16 protein-coding genes, 1 tRNA gene and 1 pseudogene are annotated in these 18,526 nt (G+C 37.4%); 13 read left to right on the forward strand and 5 right to left on the reverse strand.

Annotation, left to right across the window (positions count from 1 at the left end; genetic code table 11):
* Positions 1 to 27: 27 nt before the first annotated feature.
* Complete coding sequence (locus G440_RS0106825) at positions 28 to 1,797, reverse strand: ABC transporter ATP-binding protein (protein WP_026450624.1); 1,770 nt, start codon at positions 1,795 to 1,797, stop codon at positions 28 to 30.
* Positions 1,798 to 1,920: 123 nt separating this feature from the next.
* Positions 1,921 to 2,682, reverse strand: a complete 762-nt coding sequence (gene truA / locus G440_RS0106830) for a tRNA pseudouridine(38-40) synthase TruA (protein ID WP_026450625.1) — start codon at positions 2,680 to 2,682, stop codon at positions 1,921 to 1,923.
* Positions 2,683 to 2,913: 231 nt separating this feature from the next.
* Between truA and G440_RS0106835 the strand changes: the two genes are divergently transcribed.
* Entirely contained in the window at positions 2,914 to 3,408 is a 495-nt protein-coding gene (locus G440_RS0106835; RefSeq protein ID WP_026450626.1) for a metallophosphoesterase family protein, read from the forward strand.
* Between the two features lie 118 nt (positions 3,409 to 3,526).
* Here G440_RS0106835 and G440_RS0106840 read toward each other — a convergent pair.
* A tRNA-Arg gene (locus tag G440_RS0106840) sits at positions 3,527 to 3,600 on the reverse strand.
* Positions 3,601 to 3,862: 262 nt separating this feature from the next.
* Here G440_RS0106840 and G440_RS0106845 point away from each other — a divergent pair.
* Positions 3,863 to 4,378, forward strand: coding sequence for an adenine phosphoribosyltransferase (locus G440_RS0106845; protein WP_026450627.1), 516 nt, complete (start codon positions 3,863 to 3,865; stop codon positions 4,376 to 4,378).
* Here the strand turns inward: G440_RS0106845 and G440_RS21470 are convergent.
* A complete protein-coding gene (locus tag G440_RS21470) occupies positions 4,375 to 4,527 on the reverse strand; it encodes a hypothetical protein (protein WP_026450628.1) in 153 nt (50 codons plus the stop codon). The genes G440_RS0106845 and G440_RS21470 overlap by 4 nt on opposite strands.
* 69 nt (positions 4,528 to 4,596) lie before the next feature.
* Positions 4,597 to 5,508 (reverse strand): hypothetical protein, encoded by a 912-nt coding sequence (locus G440_RS0106855; RefSeq protein ID WP_034259144.1) that lies wholly within the window; start codon positions 5,506 to 5,508, stop codon positions 4,597 to 4,599.
* Between the two features lie 134 nt (positions 5,509 to 5,642).
* On the opposite strand from G440_RS0106855, the gene G440_RS0106860 reads away from it, so the two are divergent.
* From G440_RS0106860 to G440_RS19595, 11 genes and pseudogenes are all read left to right on the forward strand, one after another.
* Entirely contained in the window at positions 5,643 to 6,596 is a 954-nt protein-coding gene (locus tag G440_RS0106860; protein ID WP_026450630.1) for a calcium/sodium antiporter, read from the forward strand.
* Positions 6,597 to 6,732: 136 nt separating this feature from the next.
* Entirely contained in the window at positions 6,733 to 8,919 is a 2,187-nt protein-coding gene (locus G440_RS0106865) for a glutamine synthetase III family protein (protein WP_026450631.1), read from the forward strand.
* A 1,174-nt stretch (positions 8,920 to 10,093) separates the two neighbouring features.
* Positions 10,094 to 10,165: pseudogene (locus G440_RS21685) on the forward strand (hypothetical protein); the annotation flags it as partial.
* Positions 10,166 to 10,183: 18 nt separating this feature from the next.
* A complete protein-coding gene (locus G440_RS0106870) occupies positions 10,184 to 11,248 on the forward strand; it encodes a hypothetical protein (RefSeq protein WP_245574837.1) in 1,065 nt (354 codons plus the stop codon).
* Between the two features lie 195 nt (positions 11,249 to 11,443).
* Positions 11,444 to 11,986 carry a hypothetical protein gene (locus G440_RS0106875; RefSeq protein ID WP_026450633.1) on the forward strand — a complete coding sequence of 181 codons (543 nt, stop codon included), beginning with the start codon at positions 11,444 to 11,446 and terminating at the stop codon, positions 11,984 to 11,986.
* Positions 11,987 to 12,787 (forward strand): CsgE family curli-type amyloid fiber assembly protein, encoded by an 801-nt coding sequence (locus G440_RS0106880; RefSeq protein WP_084426642.1) that lies wholly within the window; start codon positions 11,987 to 11,989, stop codon positions 12,785 to 12,787.
* A gap of 90 nt (positions 12,788 to 12,877) precedes the next feature.
* Positions 12,878 to 13,288: a curli production assembly/transport component CsgF gene (locus tag G440_RS0106885; protein ID WP_026450635.1), complete on the forward strand. Its 411-nt coding sequence runs from the start codon at positions 12,878 to 12,880 to the stop codon at positions 13,286 to 13,288.
* Positions 13,289 to 13,298: 10 nt separating this feature from the next.
* Entirely contained in the window at positions 13,299 to 14,669 is a 1,371-nt protein-coding gene (locus G440_RS0106890; protein WP_026450636.1) for a CsgG/HfaB family protein, read from the forward strand.
* 21 nt (positions 14,670 to 14,690) lie between these two features.
* Complete coding sequence (locus G440_RS0106895) at positions 14,691 to 16,217, forward strand: carboxypeptidase regulatory-like domain-containing protein (RefSeq protein ID WP_026450637.1); 1,527 nt, start codon at positions 14,691 to 14,693, stop codon at positions 16,215 to 16,217.
* An 83-nt stretch (positions 16,218 to 16,300) separates the two neighbouring features.
* Positions 16,301 to 17,479 (forward strand): AIR synthase related protein, encoded by a 1,179-nt coding sequence (locus G440_RS0106900; protein WP_026450638.1) that lies wholly within the window; start codon positions 16,301 to 16,303, stop codon positions 17,477 to 17,479.
* 10 nt (positions 17,480 to 17,489) lie between these two features.
* Complete coding sequence (locus tag G440_RS19595; RefSeq protein WP_034259147.1) at positions 17,490 to 18,494, forward strand: DUF3078 domain-containing protein; 1,005 nt, start codon at positions 17,490 to 17,492, stop codon at positions 18,492 to 18,494.
* Positions 18,495 to 18,526: the final 32 nt, after the last annotated feature.

Genomic DNA, 18,526 nt, shown 5'->3' on the forward strand with positions numbered 1-18,526 from the left:
TTTGCGCTTGCCTGCCGGAGGAAGGGGCTAGGAGGCTATTTCTTCCTTCATAAACTGGACTTCATAAAGATTTCGATAGAAACCATTTTCAAGTTGCAACAATTCTTTGTGGGTTCCTTCCTCAACAATTCTACCAGCATCCATCACGATAATTTTATCAGCTTTTTTGATGGTAGCCAAACGGTGTGCGATTACTATTGAAGTGCGATCTTTTGTAATCTTATCTGTCGCATCCTGAATCATTTCTTCAGAATAAGTATCTACGGAAGAAGTCGCTTCATCTAAAATCAAGATGCTAGGTTTACTTACGTATGCACGAAGAAAGGAGATTAACTGACGTTGCCCTGAAGACAACATACTTCCGCGTTCCTTCACGTTATAATGATACCCTTCTGGAAGTGATTCGATAAATTTGTGTACCCCAATTTCCTTTGCTGCAGCAATTACTTCTTCTTCGGAAATAGCGGGATTGTTTAGGGTTATATTATTCAAAATAGAATCCGCAAATAGAAATACATCCTGTAGTACAACTGCTATCTGACCTCGTATGGAAACCAGTTTATATTCTTTCAAAGAAATTCCATCAATCAAAATCTCGCCACTATCAATCTCGTAAAAACGATTCAACAAATTGATAATGGTACTTTTTCCAGCTCCCGTAGCACCAACAATAGCAACCGTTTCTCCGGGATTCGCTTTAAAGGAGATTCCTTTTATTACTTTTTCATTTTCAACATAGCCGAAATGCACATTTTTAAACTCAATTTCACCTTTCGTACTTATATAATCAATTGTTCCCGTATCTGCGATATGCGATGTGGTATCTAAAATCCCAAAAACACGATTTGCAGCAACCATACCCATTTGTAGCGTATTGAACTTATCTGCAATTTGCCTAAGCGGTCTAAAAAGCATTTCGGAATATTGAATAAAGGCGGTAATCATACCCAAGGTTACAATACCTCCTCCAATAACATTTAAACCCCCATACCAAACCACCAAACCTGTGGCCACAGCTCCTGCCGTTTCCGCAATGGGAAAGAAAATAGAGTTGTACCAAACCGTTTTTATCCAAGCTTTTCTATGGTTCTTATTTATTTCCTGAAAACGGTCATACTCTGTTTTTTCACGGGTAAAAATCTGAACTATTTTCATTCCCGTTATTCTTTCCTGAACAAAAGTATTGAGGTTTGCTACTTGGTTCCGAACGTCTTCAAAAGCCACTTTCATTGCTTTTTGGAATACCCTGGTAGCATAAAGAATAAAAGGCAAAACAATAAAAACAATCAGCGAAAGTCGCCAGCTTTGTGTAAGCATAAACCCAGCAATAACAAGCATTTTAAGCAAGTCACTGATAATCATAAAAAGTCCTTGGCTAAAGATACTGGAAATGGTTTCAACGTCGTTGACGGCGCGGGTTGTTAGTCTTCCCACAGCGCTTTTATCAAAATACTTCATTTTAAAACTCATCATTAAACTAAAGAGTTTTTGACGCATATCACGAATGACGCTCTGCCCAAGCCAGTTAGTGAGAAAGATAAAAGCAAATTGAAAAATCACTTCAAGAAGGAGCACAACTATCATTAAAATGATATACTTCATAAACCCATCGCCATCTTTTGGCACCATGGAATTATCAATGGCCAATTTCAAAAGATAAGGACGCAGTACGGCCAATACAGACATTATTATCGCGGCAAATGCCACAAAATAAAATACCACGCGATAGGGCTTCGTAAAAGCCAACAACCGTTTAAACAGTTTAAAATCGAATGCGTTACCAGTGGTTTTAGACACTTGTTTCAGTTATTTTGTTAAGTTAGTAATTTGGGCTTCGGTACAAATTTCCTTTTCGCTCCGCCACCTTTTCTTTGTTATTTTTTATGTTTATACTGTCATTGCGAGCGCAGCGAAGCAACCTCAAACAGTTTCTCCTTTTATTTTGAAGATATCGTCCGGATAATCAACCTTCTTTAAGTACAAACCTTTTGCAGGTGCTGACGCGCCGGCTTCTTCCCTACGCTTACTGTCAAGAATGATCTTAAAATCTTCCAAGGAGGTTTTTCCATACCCCACATCCAAAAGAGTTCCCACAATGGCGCGGACCATATTGCGCAAAAAACGATCAGCTGCAATCGTAAAAATAAGTGTATTATCTTTTGCTTCCCAATTTGCTTTTACAATGGTACAATTGTACGTTTTTACATCTGTATTTGAACGTGAAAAGCATTGAAAATCTCTATGGTGCAATAGTAAATCTGCCGCTTCGTTCATCAAATGGACTTTGGGTTTATTGTGAATTTGAAACGCAAAGTCTTCAGAAAAAGGATTTTTTTGAAGCGAAACAATATATTCATATTCCCTTTGGTTCGCATGAAAACGAGCGTGAGCATCATCTTTTACTCGGAAAATATTTTTTATTGCAATATCCTTCGGAAGAAAGGAGTTCAATCTAAAAATTAATTCCCTTAAATTCCGAATTTCTTCAAAATCGAAATGTGCAAATAACTGTTTGGCATGTACGCCTGTATCCGTTCTACCAGCTCCAGTGATTTTTATTTCTTTTCGAAGTAAAGTTGAAAGCGATTCCTCCAGAACCTCTTGTACGCTAATCTGTTTGGGCTGACGCTGCCACCCAAAATAATCAGTACCCTTATAAGCTATTTCTAGGAAATATCGCAATTCATTTTTTTAGAATCGACAAAATTACAACATACAAATCAGTATGATTGTTATAAATTTCAAAAACTTAAGATCTATGCTTCTTTATCCTCGATATATGAAGTTGAGAGCTGGCTGTGCTTAGGGGTTGAAAAGTTTAGTTGTTTAAGTTTTGAAGATTTACAAGAAGAACTATGATTTTGATTATTTTTGACACCACTGAAATCCCTTAATAAAAAACGATAATTTCCTTTGAAAAAAATCCTGCTTCTCAGCGACACCCACAGCTATATAGACGAAAAAATTCTTAAATACGTAAAACAGGCGGATGAAGTTTGGCATGCTGGCGATATTGGTGATCTGTCGGTTACAGACAAGATCAAAGCATTAAAACCTTTACGTGCCGTTTATGGTAATATTGACAGCACGGAAGCACGAATGGAATTTCCGCTTCACAACCGTTTTATGTGTGAAGGTGTTGATGTTTGGATTACACATATTGGTGGTTACCCGGGAAAATACAATCCTTCTATTAGGCAAGAAATCTATTCCAACCCACCAAAAATATTTATTAGTGGCCATTCCCATATTCTAAAAGTGATGCCTGATAAAACAACAAAACTCCTTCATATGAATCCGGGGGCTGCAGGAAAACATGGATTTCACAAGGTGAGAACCATGCTTAGATTTGAAATAGACGGTGAAAAAATCCAGAACTTGGAGGTAATTGAATTCGAGATTCGGTAATAATTTCTATTTTCTGCGAAATTTTTTTTATTTCCAGCTCTTTACAAAATCTGAAGGGCTTTTAACGGGTCTGGAAATAAAAAAAGTCCGCACTTTCGTGCAGACTTTTCGCTCTAAGTGACCTTGCCAAGATTCAAACTTGGAACCTCCTGAGCCGTAATCAGGTGCGCTATTCAGTTGCGCCACAAGGCCGTTTTAATTCGCTATTAGCGGGTGCAAATATATTTCTTTTTAAATTATTAGTCAAGTTAAATGCGAAAAATATTGTGCTATTTTAATCAATCGTTTACAAAGGTAATAGTTTAACTTTATCGAACTGTATTTTTCTGTAATTAAAGCTACCTTAGAATATTGTGACAAACGAGTTATAGTGCTATGAAAAAACAAGAAGAAAAAAGAAAAAAAATTTGAGCTAGATAAACTAAGCTCAGATCAAAAACACAACGATTAATCTATGCAAAAAATTGAAAAGTTTATTCGAGAGATTGAGGATTTTCCTAAAAATGGAATTCATTTTAAAGACATAACGCCTTTATTGGCGAATCCGGAAGCTTCAAAATTATGTTTGGAAAAATTAATGGAAATGATTGGTTCTGAAAAGATTGATAAGGTTGTAGGGATTGAAGCAAGAGGCTTTTTCTTCGGAACCTTGCTTGCTCAGCAATTGGATGCCGGTTTCGTACCAATCCGAAAGCCGGGAAAACTTCCTTATAAAACTATTGCCGAACCCTATGAGCTTGAATATGGCTTAGATTCGCTTGAGATGCACGAGGATGCCATAGAAAAGGGGGATCGGGTTTTGCTCCACGATGACGTTTTGGCAACAGGGGGTACCGCCCGTGCCGCGTGTAAGTTGATTGAAAGTCTGGGAGGTGAAATCGTGCAGTGTAATTTTCTGATTGAGTTAAAATTTTTAAATGGAATTCAAAAGTTAAAAAACCAGCACGTAAAAACATTGCTGAAATACTAATCCAAAGCATTTTTTGTCACCCACAACTTATAGCCAAATATGGCCATTTGAAATTTAGAGGCCTTTGCCAAGTCTAGCCCTTGCTTGGTATAGCTAGGTAATACTTTTCGATTAACTTTTGACAGGAATTTAAAAAATCTTTTTTTCACGTATGTTTGGATTTCGTTCTAAAGTAAACATTTTTGAGTGATATTCTTTTAAATTGAAGCTTTAAAAAACTATTCCGCACTTTTCATAATGCTATGTTCTGAATCTACGCCAATGGAGACATTGCTTATGGGTTCTTTCCCGTTTCCAAAGCTAGATGTTGAAATAGAACCCGCGCCATTATTTATCGTGATTGAGATATGAGTTATCAAATTACTCGCATTGCGTTCTAACTGATTGTAGGAAAATATTATGTTTTCAGCTTTATAAGTTTTTTCTAATGTTAGCAATTCTGCATCGGTGGTGTTTTTGGAAATTGTATGATAGGTCCCGGTAAAACTCTGAGAACTTTTTGATCTTTGGTTCCCAAAAACACTATCTCTTTCATGTTCCATTTTCGCACGCATTTGGGTTTGTCTTTCCCTCATTTCCTGCATACGTTCGGCCATGTTATTATTCATTTCTTCGCTTCTCCTATGCATTTCAGCTCTTCTTTTCTCCATTTCAGCCCTGCGGTCTTCTGAGGTTTGTTGCCTGTCTGCTGAAACCTTATTACCGCTTCCTTGATTTATAAAGGCTTGGTTTCCGTTGCCCTTACTTTTAACGGAAATCTGGTTTCCATTGGACATAATAACAATATCATTTATCGGATTTTCGCTCCCCACGCTATAGCTCCCGCTGTTATTGTTTGCGTCCTTGTAGCTGATGGATATGGAGATGATCTCTTTTTGGTCATTATACACAACATTGGAGTAATCAAACTCAAAGCCCTCATCTTTCATTTGGTTCTTGATGTTTTCGAGCTCTTCTAGACTTGTTTTTTTTGTGATTATTAAAGAAGTCTGCTTTTCCATTACTTCATTATTATTCGTTGATTTTATTGCCAATCCATTTGCGGTGGTAGATGAAATAAAAAAGGAAAAAAAGATTAGAACCAGGAAAGAGACGGGTTTTTGCATAATTTTAAAGAGTAGCGTTTTCATGATAAGATTTATTTTATTGTGAGTTCGAATGAGTTTAGAGTTCAATAGATCACTAAGTTTTTTACAAGAGGATAGTACCAAATATACAACAAATTCTTTTTTTCATTTAGTATCTTCGCACGCAATTATATTTTATGGATTATTTATTTGTTTTTCTCGGATTGATTTTACTAGTGGTCGGCGGCGAATTTTTAGTTCGCTCCTCGGTTGCCCTTTCATTTAAACTTCACCTTTCAAAAATGGTGATTGGTTTGACCGTGGTTTCCTTTGCAACTTCCGCGCCAGAACTTTTAGTGAGCCTTCAAGCTGCGTTAAATGGGTTTTCTGATATTTCATTAGGGAATGTTATCGGATCTAATATTGCCAATATTGGTCTTGTTCTGGGTATAACCGCAATAATCACTCCGCTGGCAATTGATAAGGGCTTTTATAAGTTGAATTGGCCGGTGATGATGATTCTTACTGTAGCCTTGTATTTTATTCTGAAGAGTGGAAATGAAATTTCTCGTTCTGAAGGAATCGCTTTGTTGCTTATGCTTTTTGTTTACCTCTGGATTTTGATTCGCAAAGCCAAAAAAGAGAGAGGAACTATGCCGGTTGATGATGATATTGACGAAGGTTTGTCTAAAGCTTCTAATTTTAAAATAATTGTTTGGTTAGTTATAGGTGGTGTTTCATTATATTTTGGTAGCCAACTTCTGGTGAACAGTGCTATAAATATAGCTGAACTCTTTGGTGTAAGTGAACGGGTTATTGCGGTAACAATGATAGCCGTAGGAACAAGTATTCCTGAGCTGGCTGCTTCGGTAATTGCCGCGCTAAAAAAAGAAAAGGCAATTTCATTGGGAAACCTTATAGGTTCTAATATTTTCAACATTTCTTCCGTTTTGGGAATCACGGCGATCATTCAACCAATTGCAGTTAAAAGTCAGGAGGTCCTTACAAATGATATCTTTTGGATGATAGGATTTTCGGTAATTATTCTTCCTTTGGCTTTTCTTCCCACATCGTATCAGCTTGGTCGTAAACGTGGGATTTTTTTGGTAGCGGCCTATGCGATCTTTATCGGGATGACTATTTTGAAATAGCTAAAAATAGAACACACCCCATCTTGTAATGGGGGTTGTCACAAAATTTCACATGTTTTTTCAAATAAAACATTAAAATTAGGGGGTGTTTTTGTGTTTTTTGTATTTTTGCACGGTCAAATTCTAAAAACACAAAATGCCCACACTACGATTTTATGCAATTAAGGAAACCTTTAATAGAGTTCCAGTTCCAGTTACCGAGCCTGAACGTCGTTCCGAAATCTTCGGAAAAAACGTTTTTAATAAATCTGCTATGCGGCAGTATCTTACAAAAGACTCCTATAAAAGTGTTATGGATGCCATAGAAAATGGCACCAAAATAGAACGCCATATAGCCGATCATATTTCTACAGGTATGAAGGAATGGGCCATTGCAAAGGGAGGAACGCATTATACGCACTGGTTCCAGCCATTAACGGGAGCTACTGCAGAAAAACACGATGCTTTCTTTGAAACAATGGAAGATGGCCACGCCATAGAAAAATTTGGAGGTGGGCAATTGGTTCAGCAAGAACCGGATGCTTCCAGTTTTCCTAATGGTGGAATTAGAAATACATTTGAGGCACGTGGTTATACCGCTTGGGATCCAACTTCGCCAGCATTTATTTATGGTACAACTTTGTGTATCCCTACTGTTTTTGTTTCATATACAGGGGAGGCCTTAGATTATAAAACACCATTGCTGAGAGCTTTGCAGTCCATAGATAGTGCGGCCACAGATGTAGCTAAGTATTTTGATAAAAACGTAACAAAGGTAAGCGCAACCTTAGGTTGGGAACAGGAATACTTTTTGGTTGATAGTGCTTTAGCAGCCTCAAGACCAGATATTTCGTTGGCGGGAAGAACTTTATTGGGACATTCTTCGGCAAAGGGCCAACAATTGGACGATCATTATTTCGGATCTATTCCAGATAGGGTACTTAACTTTATCCGTCATTTGGAAACGGAATGTATGCTTTTGGGTATTCCAGTAAAAACACGCCATAATGAAGTGGCACCCAATCAATTTGAGCTTGCACCTATCTTTGAGGAGACCAATTTGGCGGTTGACCACAATTCGTTATTGATGGACTTGATGAATAAAATTGCCTCAAAACATAACTTTAAGGTGTTGTTTCACGAAAAACCCTTTGCCAATGTAAACGGTAGTGGGAAACACAACAACTGGTCTTTGGCTACCAATACCGGAGTAAACCTTCTTGGGCCAAGCACTACGCCAACAAAAAACCTTCAGTTTTTGACTTTCTTTATCAATACGCTAAAGGCTGTAAATGATCACGAAGAGCTGATTAGAGCATCTATAGCGAGTGCGGGCAATGATCATCGTTTAGGTGCAAACGAGGCTCCTCCAGCCATTATTTCGGCATTTATAGGCTCTCAGCTGACAGAGGTTTTGGATGAATTGGAAAAAGTTACCAATGGAAAACTTTCTCCACAGGAAAAAACTGATTTAAAACTTAATGTTGTTGGTAAAATCCCAGAGATTTTATTGGACAATACAGATAGAAACCGAACTTCTCCTTTTGCATTTACAGGAAACAAATTTGAATTCCGTGCCGTTGGTTCAACCGCAAATTGCGCAAACCCTATGACCGTGCTAAATGCGATCGTTGCCAGACAATTGATTGACTTTAAGGTAAAGGTCGATGCACTCATCAAGGACAAAAAGATGAAGAAGGACGATGCTATCTTTAATGTGTTGAGAGAGTATATTAAGGACTCGAAACGAATTCGTTTTGAAGGTGATGGATATGGAGAAGCTTGGGAAATTGAAGCGAAAAAACGTGGTTTGAGCAATCATAAAACCACTCCAGAAGCTTTAAAGGCTAAAATCTCCAAGAAAGCGATTTCACTTTTTGAAGGCCTTGGTATTATGAGCAAGGTAGAACTGGAGGCTCGTTATGAAATTGAGATGGAAGACTACGCCATGCGAATTCAAATTGAAGGCCGTATTCTAGGAGATATTGCGCGCAACCATATAATCCCGACCGCAATTCGTTATCAAAATATTTTGATAGAAAACGTGCAAGGGCTAAAGAACATTTATGGTACAGACTTTAAAAAATTCTCTGTGGAACAGATGCATCTTATTGAACAAATAAGCGGCCATATTGCTGAGATCAATAAGGGAATAACAGATATGATTGAAGCGCGCAGAAATGCAAACAAAATTGAGGATGTTACCAAGAGAGCCTTTGCATACGGTGATGATGTGAAATCGTATTTCCAGGTTATTCGCTATCACTGTGATAAGCTAGAGTTGCTTGTGGACGATGAAATTTGGCCATTGACAAAATATAGGGAGCTACTTTTTACCAAATAGATTTAAATAAATTTTTAAAGCTTGATTAAGTCGTCCAGATTCGTTTGGACGACTTTTTTATTTTCTAATCACTGCATATAATTGAAGGAATCCTTTCTTCCCTATTAGTATAATTAAGAATGCTATATATAAGGTGCGTCTTTTAAATTGAAGTAGGCTTACCTGTAACAAGGTGTTCTACTCTTTTGTGATTTCTTAACTTAGTTATTTTAACAAAAGATTGAATGCTACATTAGTTAAAAAAAGACATATTCCATAATATTGAATTAGGTAAATTCAATATTATCTGGGTGAATTCATTGGTTAAGTGGTTTAAATTGCATTCACCCGCAAATAATTGAACGTATAATAATTTTTAACATATATTTAACAATTTACGTTAAATTACATTTTCTTGCACTTCGTCGAGTTTTAATTGTAATTCGTCTTATAAATCGGAATTTATGATAAGGGAAAACCATTTTTTGTATAGGGGGTTTCCCCCTTTTTAGCTTGTAGGACGTCTGACCCCTTGCATGTTATAATATTATGTTGCACCTTTGAATTGTGATTTGGTGGTGAAAATACCTAAAAAATCATACCTCCTCAAAATATTAAAAAACAAACCTATCCCCTAGGTTTTTTGAATACTGTTACAATTAAATTTTTGTTAAGAATTCAAAAAAAACTTTAAATTTTCCCCTCTATATTTTTAAATGCACCATTTAATAGGTCATTTTTCAAATTATCCCCCTAATATAATAAGAGTTATTTCAAATTGATCTTGATTATGATTTATTTCAATTCGATAATGATTTTTTAAAGGAAGAAATTCCTTATCCAAAACTGAATATTTTTTTAACCAAATATTAATCTTTAAAACCTTTAAATTATGAAAAAAGTAATTTTTTGCGCAGCAGCGCTAATGATTGGAGCCGTGGGTCTTGCACAGACTACCCCCGATACTCCAGATGCACCAAACAATGCTTTGCTCCTTACTCTTAGTCAGCCAGCTGCTCCTGGAGCTAACAGAGCCAAAGCTATCCAAAATGGTATGAACAACAAAGTGGCAGTTAAACAGGTTGGAACCAGCCAGAATGCTTACTCAGATCAAGGGGATGGCTCAGGCATGGGATCTAACCAAGGACGCATTTGGCAAACTGGAAACGTAAGTTCTAGTAGTGGTGACTCCAACATGGCTGAACTTTACCAAAGAGGTACATCAAATCAATCCACCCAATATCAATTTGGTGATGGTAATGAGTCTCTAGTAAAGCAAGGTAACATGGATAGTGGAAGTTCTGGAAACAAAGCCTATGCTCAACAAGGGGATATAACAGCGCAAGAGGCTCAGGACAATAAACTTGAAATTAGCCAAAATGGAGATGATAACCAGGCTCGTACGGAGCAACGTTTTGACAATAATGAGGCGTTGACAGATCAAACTGGTACCGATAACTATGCCGATATCTATCAATATGCACAACCAGATCAGTCTGACGGGCACACCGCTGAGGTAACTCAAAATGGGGGGCTAAACGACGCTTGGGTTAGACAAGATGGTGTAGGTGCTCGCAACGCAGCCACTTCCCGTCAAGACGGAACAGACAACTACTCTGATCAAGTTCAGTGGTCTACAGATAATACTGATTTTGCCGACAGTAACAATGCTGCTGTATTCCAAGGCACAAATGGTGGTAACCTGATGACCACAGTAATTGATTCATATATGGATACTTTCGTTGATAATTATCACGTTGGAGGTAATTCAGCTTCTATTAGAAATAGTGCATTTCAAGATCAATACGGAGATGACAACGACGCTGCCGCCTTCCAAAGAGGACAAGATAACTATTCCGAACAAAAACAAGTAGGGGACGAAAATGATGCGTTGGTTATTCAAAATTTCTATGATCCAAATGGAGCAAATGGCAATAACTATGCTAAGCAAACTCAAACTGGAGATTATAACATAGCGGGTATCGCCCAAAATGGATATAATAACAGAGCGCTTCAAAGCCAAAACGGTGATTATAACATAGCGCTTTCTACCCAACAGGGTCATGATAACGACGCAAACGTACATCAGATTGGTGATGATAACTATGCTACAACTGCTCAAAGAGCTTCATGTAATGATATACTTGTTGTGCAGTATGACGGTCAGAGTGCTGTTGTTGAGCAAAACCTTGATGGCTTGCCAGGAGGTAACAATACCGCTAATATCTATCAGTCTGGTCCTGACGGAGGAGGAGGAACTATCAACTGTGCTTTCGATCCAAAGTTAACACCAAGAACTCGTGTTGATATTCCAGTATTCAACATTCCAGATGTGTGCCCAGGTTGTTAATCCAATTTCGGTCAGAACAATCGATTTAATAAAAAAGGAGGGCAGTATTATGCCCTCCTTTTACAATAAATTTAATATCTTTATGACGAGCTTATATTAAAAGTCTTAAAAGAAAATGATTTTGATAAAGACTTAGGATTAAATTTAGACACTGTATAATCACCGTAGAAAACGGATAATTTAAACTTGCTGATGATGAAAACAACACTAAAAAACATACTGTTTGCTATCTTGATGACGGCGTTTCTATCGCCTTGCGTTTGGAGTCAAACATATAAAGAAGAAGGAAACACTTCTGCTGAAGGGGAAAAGATGGTGCCAGGCCAAAAAATGTCTCCAGAGCTAATGGCAAATTTGGGAATTATTTCTGCCCCAAATCCAAAAAATGCAACCGTTCAAGGGAATGCTGTATATGTTCGTCAAATTGGGAGTTATAACACTGCCCAAATCCAGACCCGTACCAATGCCAGTGAAATAAACCTAAGCCAGAATGGAGATTATAATGACACAAACTTAGATTATACCGCCAATACTGCGGTGGCCGATCTTATTCAGAACGGCAATAATAATCGGATCAAAGATTTCGTAAACAATCCTAATGCCGATATTTCTCTAGATCTTACACAGGACGGCAACAATCTCAACTTTGAGCGCGACGGCGTGAATGAGCTTACAAAATCGTTGAAATTCCGGCAAACGGAAGCATCGCCAACAATATTAGTCAGAAGCTTTTATTAGATGAACCTGGCTCAGAGACATACCGTTTCAGTAAAAAACATTATACTCTTCACTTGTATGCTTTGCATGACCGTGGGAGTAAACGCACAATACTATAATAAGGAGTATGTGGCAAAAATTTTGGTGAGGGATGATAGTGAGTTTTTCACTTTTGCCGCAACCGCTGAAAACATTACTCCAACAGATGTAAACCTGAAATATGATTTTAATCTATATAGTACCGATGAGAACGACAGTGTGTCGAGAAGCAACCAATCAGAACTTTTCTTCTTAAAGGCAAACGAGAAAAAAGTGCTATCCACAGTAGCGGTAAATTATAATAGTGAGGATAAAATTACTTTAGTATTGGTGCTCTATGATAAAGACGGCAAACCAGTGGGTCAGGACCGTATTGAGTTAACTTCGGAAAATGGCCATCAAGAAATAGTGAAAAAAGAACATCCCCCACAAGAGGAAGCCTTAAGTCAAGATCAAGCTGCGCCTCAAGATGGATTTGTTATGGATGGGTTTGTAGTTGAAAACACCATGACCAAGGCAGGTCGTGATTTTTATAAGTATTTTTATGCTGATTATTACAACCGTGGGATACAAACAAAAAAAAATATAGTGATTGATGAAGTGCCAGGAAAAATGAGAACTACGCGGATTTCTGTTAAAATGGATGATCAACTGCTATGGCAATTTTTTTCGCAACCAAAGAAAACTTTTTTAAAAGCAATGGCAAAAACAGCTTTAGATCGTTGCATTGCCTACATTCAACAAATTCAACAGCAAAAGGATAATACATTAATCCGGTATTGAAAATAAATATCCATGATTAATTTTTTAAACACAGTGGAATGACTAATTGGATGTTCCAGATGTTATTTTAAAAACAAATAATGTAAAGAGATGAAAATATTAAAACTACTTTCCGTATTTATATTGCTATTTACAGGCATAAATAGTTTTGCTCAGCAACTTACATACAAACCTCTAAACCCGGCTTTTGGTGGCGATAGTTTTAATTACAGCTGGATGTTAAGTTCAGCCACGGCACAAAACAAGCTTGTCGCCCCCGCTAAAGAAGGAGAACAGCGTTCCGAACTTCAACAATTTGGAGCTAGTCTTAACAAGCAGTTGTTAAGTCAAATTTCGCGAACCCTGCTCCAGCAACAACTTGGGGGGCTTGATTTTGGTCAAGAGGGTACCTTTACCTACGGTACATTGAATATAGAAATTTATCAATCTGATGAAGGTTTGGTAATAAATATATTAGATACCTCCAATGGAGAGGAAACACAAGTAATTGTTCCAAATTAAAAAAAAATTCATGAGAATATTTTTAAGATCCATTTTTTTAGCAAGCGTTTTTTTGTGTTCATCCTGTTCGGCTTATTTTAATCAGCCCGTATCCCAACAAGCTTCACGTACTGGAGAGTTTACTAAATCTACACAAATTCTTTTAGATTTGCCTCCCGCAGCTCAGCCCTTAGAAGTAGCAGTTTATAATTTTAGTGATCAAACAGGACAATACAAGGCGGTGGAAAATGGAAGTACTTTCAGTACTGCTATTTCTCAAGGGGGAACCACAATGTTGATAAAGGCGTTGGAGGATTCTGGTTGGTTTATTCCGATAGAACGGGAAAACTTGAGCAATCTCTCCACCGAGCGTAACATCATCAGGAACACCAAACAAGAATACATTAAAAATCTAAATCCGGATGAGCCACCGCTGCCTCCACTTTTATATGCTGGCTTATTGTTGGAAGGTGGCGTAATTTCCTATGACACAAACATTATTACAGGTGGTGTAGGCGCTCGATATTTTGGGCTTGGCGGGTCAGCCAAATATAGACAGGATAGAATTACGGTTTATCTTAGAGCGGTTTCCACCAGTAATGGGGAAATTCTGAAAACGGTTTATGTTTCCAAGACAATACTTTCGCAAGCTATAGACGCCAGCTTTTTTCGTTTTGTGAAATTTCAAAGATTGCTGGAAGCGGAGACAGGGGTTACACAAAATGAACCTGTTCAATTGGCGATGAAGGATGCTATAGAAAAAGCAGTGCACGATCTTATTATTGAAGGTATTCAAAAACAGTTTTGGAGTACCCAAGACGGAAAAGAGAAGAATGATCAACTGGTCGCAGAATATATTGAAGAAAAACAAAGAGATGAATCAACGCTGCTTCTAGATCGATTTATAGTAGGGCGCGAGGCGCAAAATTCAATTGGAATTTCGGGAGGTGGAAGCTTACCGGATAACGATTATGCTACGCAGAATCTAGGTTTTATGGGTAGATTGGAATATCGCAGAAATTTTGGCCATTATTTTGGTGTTGGATTAGCTGGCACAGTATTTAGAATGGATAATGGAAATCAATTTAACAATACTTTTGGCAGTCTTGATCTAAATGGACAATTTAATATTTTGCCGAATGATAAGTTGTCTCCCTTTATCTATGCAGGTATGGGAGGGATTCTTGACATTAGTGGTAAAACTTTGAATTTTGGAGACGGCTTTGTCAAGATTCAATTTGGGGTTGGGGCTGAATATTTCATCTCAAATAAATTAGGAGTCAAATTATTTGGTGAGCAGAACATTGCCCTTAGCGATAAAGTGGATGGGGTTGTTCACGGTAAAAGGAATGACTTCTATTATAACCTTGGCCTAGGAATTAATTATTATTTTAAACTGTAACTTTCAATAAAAAATAAAAAGATGAAAAAATTTATAACATTGATTTGTGCGGCTTTTCTCCTTTTCATCTGGAGCTGTAGCGAAGATACTATAGAGGTAGTTTTGTATGGGAATCTTACAGGAAAAGTTGTGGATAAAATAAGTGGAGAGTCTTTGGATAATGTTAAAATAACAACTAATCCAGCCTCCACAACCGTTTTTACCGATACTTCAGGAACGTTTAAAATAGATCGAATTCCTGTTGATGATTATTCAGTTCAGGCTGAGTTGACGGGGTATTCAGCTGGTTTTGAAGCTGTCTCTGTTTCTGAGAATAATACATCAACAGTTTCCTTTGAGCTCTCGATTGCCAATACGAAAAACAAGCCGCCTACCACCCCCGAATTAGTATCACCTGCAGATGGAGAAGTGGAATTACCGCTTGAGGTAACCTTTACTTGGGAAGCATCAGATCCTGATGGGGATGAACTTTCATATACCTTGGATTTAAGAAATGGAACTACAGACGAGATGGAGGTTTTTGAGATAGTACGAGACACGAGCTATACGGTACAAAACCTTCAACTTGCAACTAAATACTTTTGGCAGGTTACTGCAACCGATGGAGAAAATGACCCTGTAAGCTCTACCATAAGTGAGTTTAAAACCCTTGTTTTGCCTGATAATCCCTATATATTTGTTAAAGAGAAAAATGGAAATCTCGTAATACATTCTGGAGCTAAAAGCGATACTGTAACAGGTGGCACTACGGTGCCTGATTTTAATGTTTTGCAACTTACAAGTGAAAACCAAAATAGTTTCCGTCCTAAAAAGAGTACTATCCTCAATAAGATTGCTTTTTTAAGAAATTCAGGTGGAAATACCCATATCTATACAATGAATTATGATGGTACGGATCTAAGACAAATTACATCCCAAACACCGGTGGCTGGTTTCCTAATTGAAGAAGTGGGATTTACATGGGCCCAAAATGACAGCAAATTATATTATCCCTATTTTGACAAACTATACTCTATAAATTCAGATGGAAGTGGTCTCAATTTAGAATATACTACTACTGATGGCGCTTTTATATCAGAAGTTGCAGTGCCAGAGTTTGATAACAATCTTGTTCTCTTAAAAACTAATAATTCTAGTGGTTATGATGTCCGCATTTATACCGCAAGAATTGATACCGATACCGAGGAGACAATAATTCTTGAAAATGTACTCGGTGCTGCTGGAGGAATTGATATTTCCTCGAATGCCGATAAAATTTTATACACCAAAGGTGATAATGAACAAAACTCTTCCTATAAAATTTTCAATAGTCGCATTTTTCTCTACACCATTGGACAGCCTGATCAGCCGGTTGAAGTAGAAACAAATGTTTTGCTTGGAGAAAACGATTTGGATGTAAAGTTCTCACCTTCTGAAGGTGGGATAATATTTACTCGGGTGCAAAGCAACATAGGAGCTACTCCTGCTGTTTATTCCTTAATATTTGATCAACAATCTCAAGCGGATCAGATATTATTTACGAACTCATTTATGCCAGATTGGGAATAATCATCTAAATATTCAAAAACCTTAAAAGCCCACCTTTGTGGGCTTTTTTTAAATGCGTACTTTTGCGGCTTAACTCCAATTCAATGAGCAAAGAGATTTCAAAGCGCTACGCACAGAGAGGCGTTTCCGCTGGTAAAGAAGATGTGCACAACGCCATCAAGAATGTCAACAAAGGACTTTTCCCAAAAGCATTCTGTAAAATTGTTCCAGATTACCTTACTGGCGATGCCGAATATTGCCTCATTATGCACGCCGATGGTGCCGGCACCAAATCTTCATTAGCGTATTCATATTGGAAGGAAACGGGAGATTTGTCCGTTTGGAAAGGTATTGCCCAAGATGCACTTATCATGAATATTGACGACCTGCTTTGTGTGGGTGCGGTAGATAATATCTTGCTTTCTTCAACCATAGGTAGAAATAAAAATCGTATTCCTGGGGAGGTTATTTCAGCCATTATAAATGGAAGCGAAGCACTTATTGCCGAGATGGAAGACTTTGGTGTTACTATTCATTCTACAGGCGGAGAGACAGCTGATGTTGGCGATCTAGTGCGCACCATAATTGTGGATTCTACAGTTACAGCCCGAATGGAACGGAGTAAGGTCATTGACAATGCAAACATCCAGGCTGGAGACGTTATTGTGGGCTTAGCTTCTTTTGGCCAGGCAACTTACGAAAAGGAATACAACGGCGGTATGGGAAGCAATGGATTAACTTCAGCAAGACACGATGTTTTTGAAAAGTATCTTGCCAAGAAGTATCCTGAAAGTTTTGATGCGTCCGTACCTGATGAATTAGTTTATTCCGGCTCAAAAAAATTACAGGATTCGGTGGAAAATAGTCCTCTGAATGCCGGAAAACTCGTGCTTTCGCCTACGCGTACGTATGCTCCTATTATTAAAAAAATACTTTCACAATTCACGAATAAGGAAATTCACGGAATGATTCATTGCAGTGGTGGCGCACAGACTAAAATTCTGCATTTCGTTGATAATCTTCATATAGTAAAGGATAATATGTTTGAAGTTCCACCGCTTTTTAAACTTATTCAAGCTGAAAGCGGGACCGACTGGAAAGAAATGTATCAGGTTTTTAATATGGGGCATAGAATGGAGCTTTACGTTCCAGAAGAAGTTGCCGAAGCTATCATTCAGATTTCAAAATCCTTTCATGTTGATGCCCAGATTGTTGGTCGGGTGGAGACTTCGAATAATAAGAAGCTTACAATAACTAGCGAAAACGGCACGTTTACCTATTAAATTGATAGTAATGAAAGATATTTTTTGGTTAGTTTTTGCGCTATTTCTCTTTAGCTCTAATAACCTAATTGCCCATACAGATACATTATCTGTTAATACAAAGGAAGGTGATACTGTTTACTTAGGTTGGCGAACCAAAAAGGAGGTTGGTTTATTGCTCAACCAAGTATCTTTTACGAATTGGAATTCAGGTGGAACAAATTCTATTTCTGGTATTGTTTCTGCTAAATCTTCAACTAAATTTAAACAAGAAAAGTGGTTTTGGAATTCAGATATAAACCTGAAATATGGTTTGAATAAACAACAAGATAACGGTGTTAAAAAAACAGAAGATGTTATAGAGTTGAATTCCCGTATTGTAATACAAGCCGATTCCATAAATAACTGGTTTTATTCCGCCAGACTTAGCTTTAACACACAGTTTTCTAATGGTTATAAGTACCCAGACAAAGATGAAGCCATATCTAGGTTCCTAGCTCCTGGTTATATGTTTTTTGGATTAGGGATGGAATATGGTAGAAAAATTGAAAAACTGTCTTTTTATGGATCTCCTTTTACTTTAAAAACAACCTTTGTTATGGATGATGATCTTGCCAATAGAGGCGCATTTGGTGTAAATCCGGCTATTTACGATATGGATGGTAATATGTTGCGGGAGGGTAATACCATTAAGCAAGAAGTAGGAATACTATTAACAAGTAAATACGAAGAAAATATTTTCGAAAACATTAAACTGAATACTCAATTAAGTTTATATACAGATTACGTTAATAGTTTTGGTAATGTTGATGTTGATTGGGAAGTAAATTTTGATATGAAAGTTAATAAGTTTGTTAAAGCAACTTTAGGCTCACACCTTAGATATGACAACGATATTAAAGTGGCGTCTGAAAGAAACGAAATCACAAACGAAGAGATTGTTATTGAAGGTTCAAGTGTTCAGTGGAAACAAATACTAGGTGTTGGCATCGTTATCGATTTTGATAAAATTTCAGAATCAAAAGAAACATCCTGATTTTCTTTAAAAACACCTCAAGATAGATTCAG

The organism is Aequorivita capsosiphonis DSM 23843 (genome assembly GCF_000429125.1).
Lineage (GTDB): Bacteria > Bacteroidota > Bacteroidia > Flavobacteriales > Flavobacteriaceae > Aequorivita > Aequorivita capsosiphonis.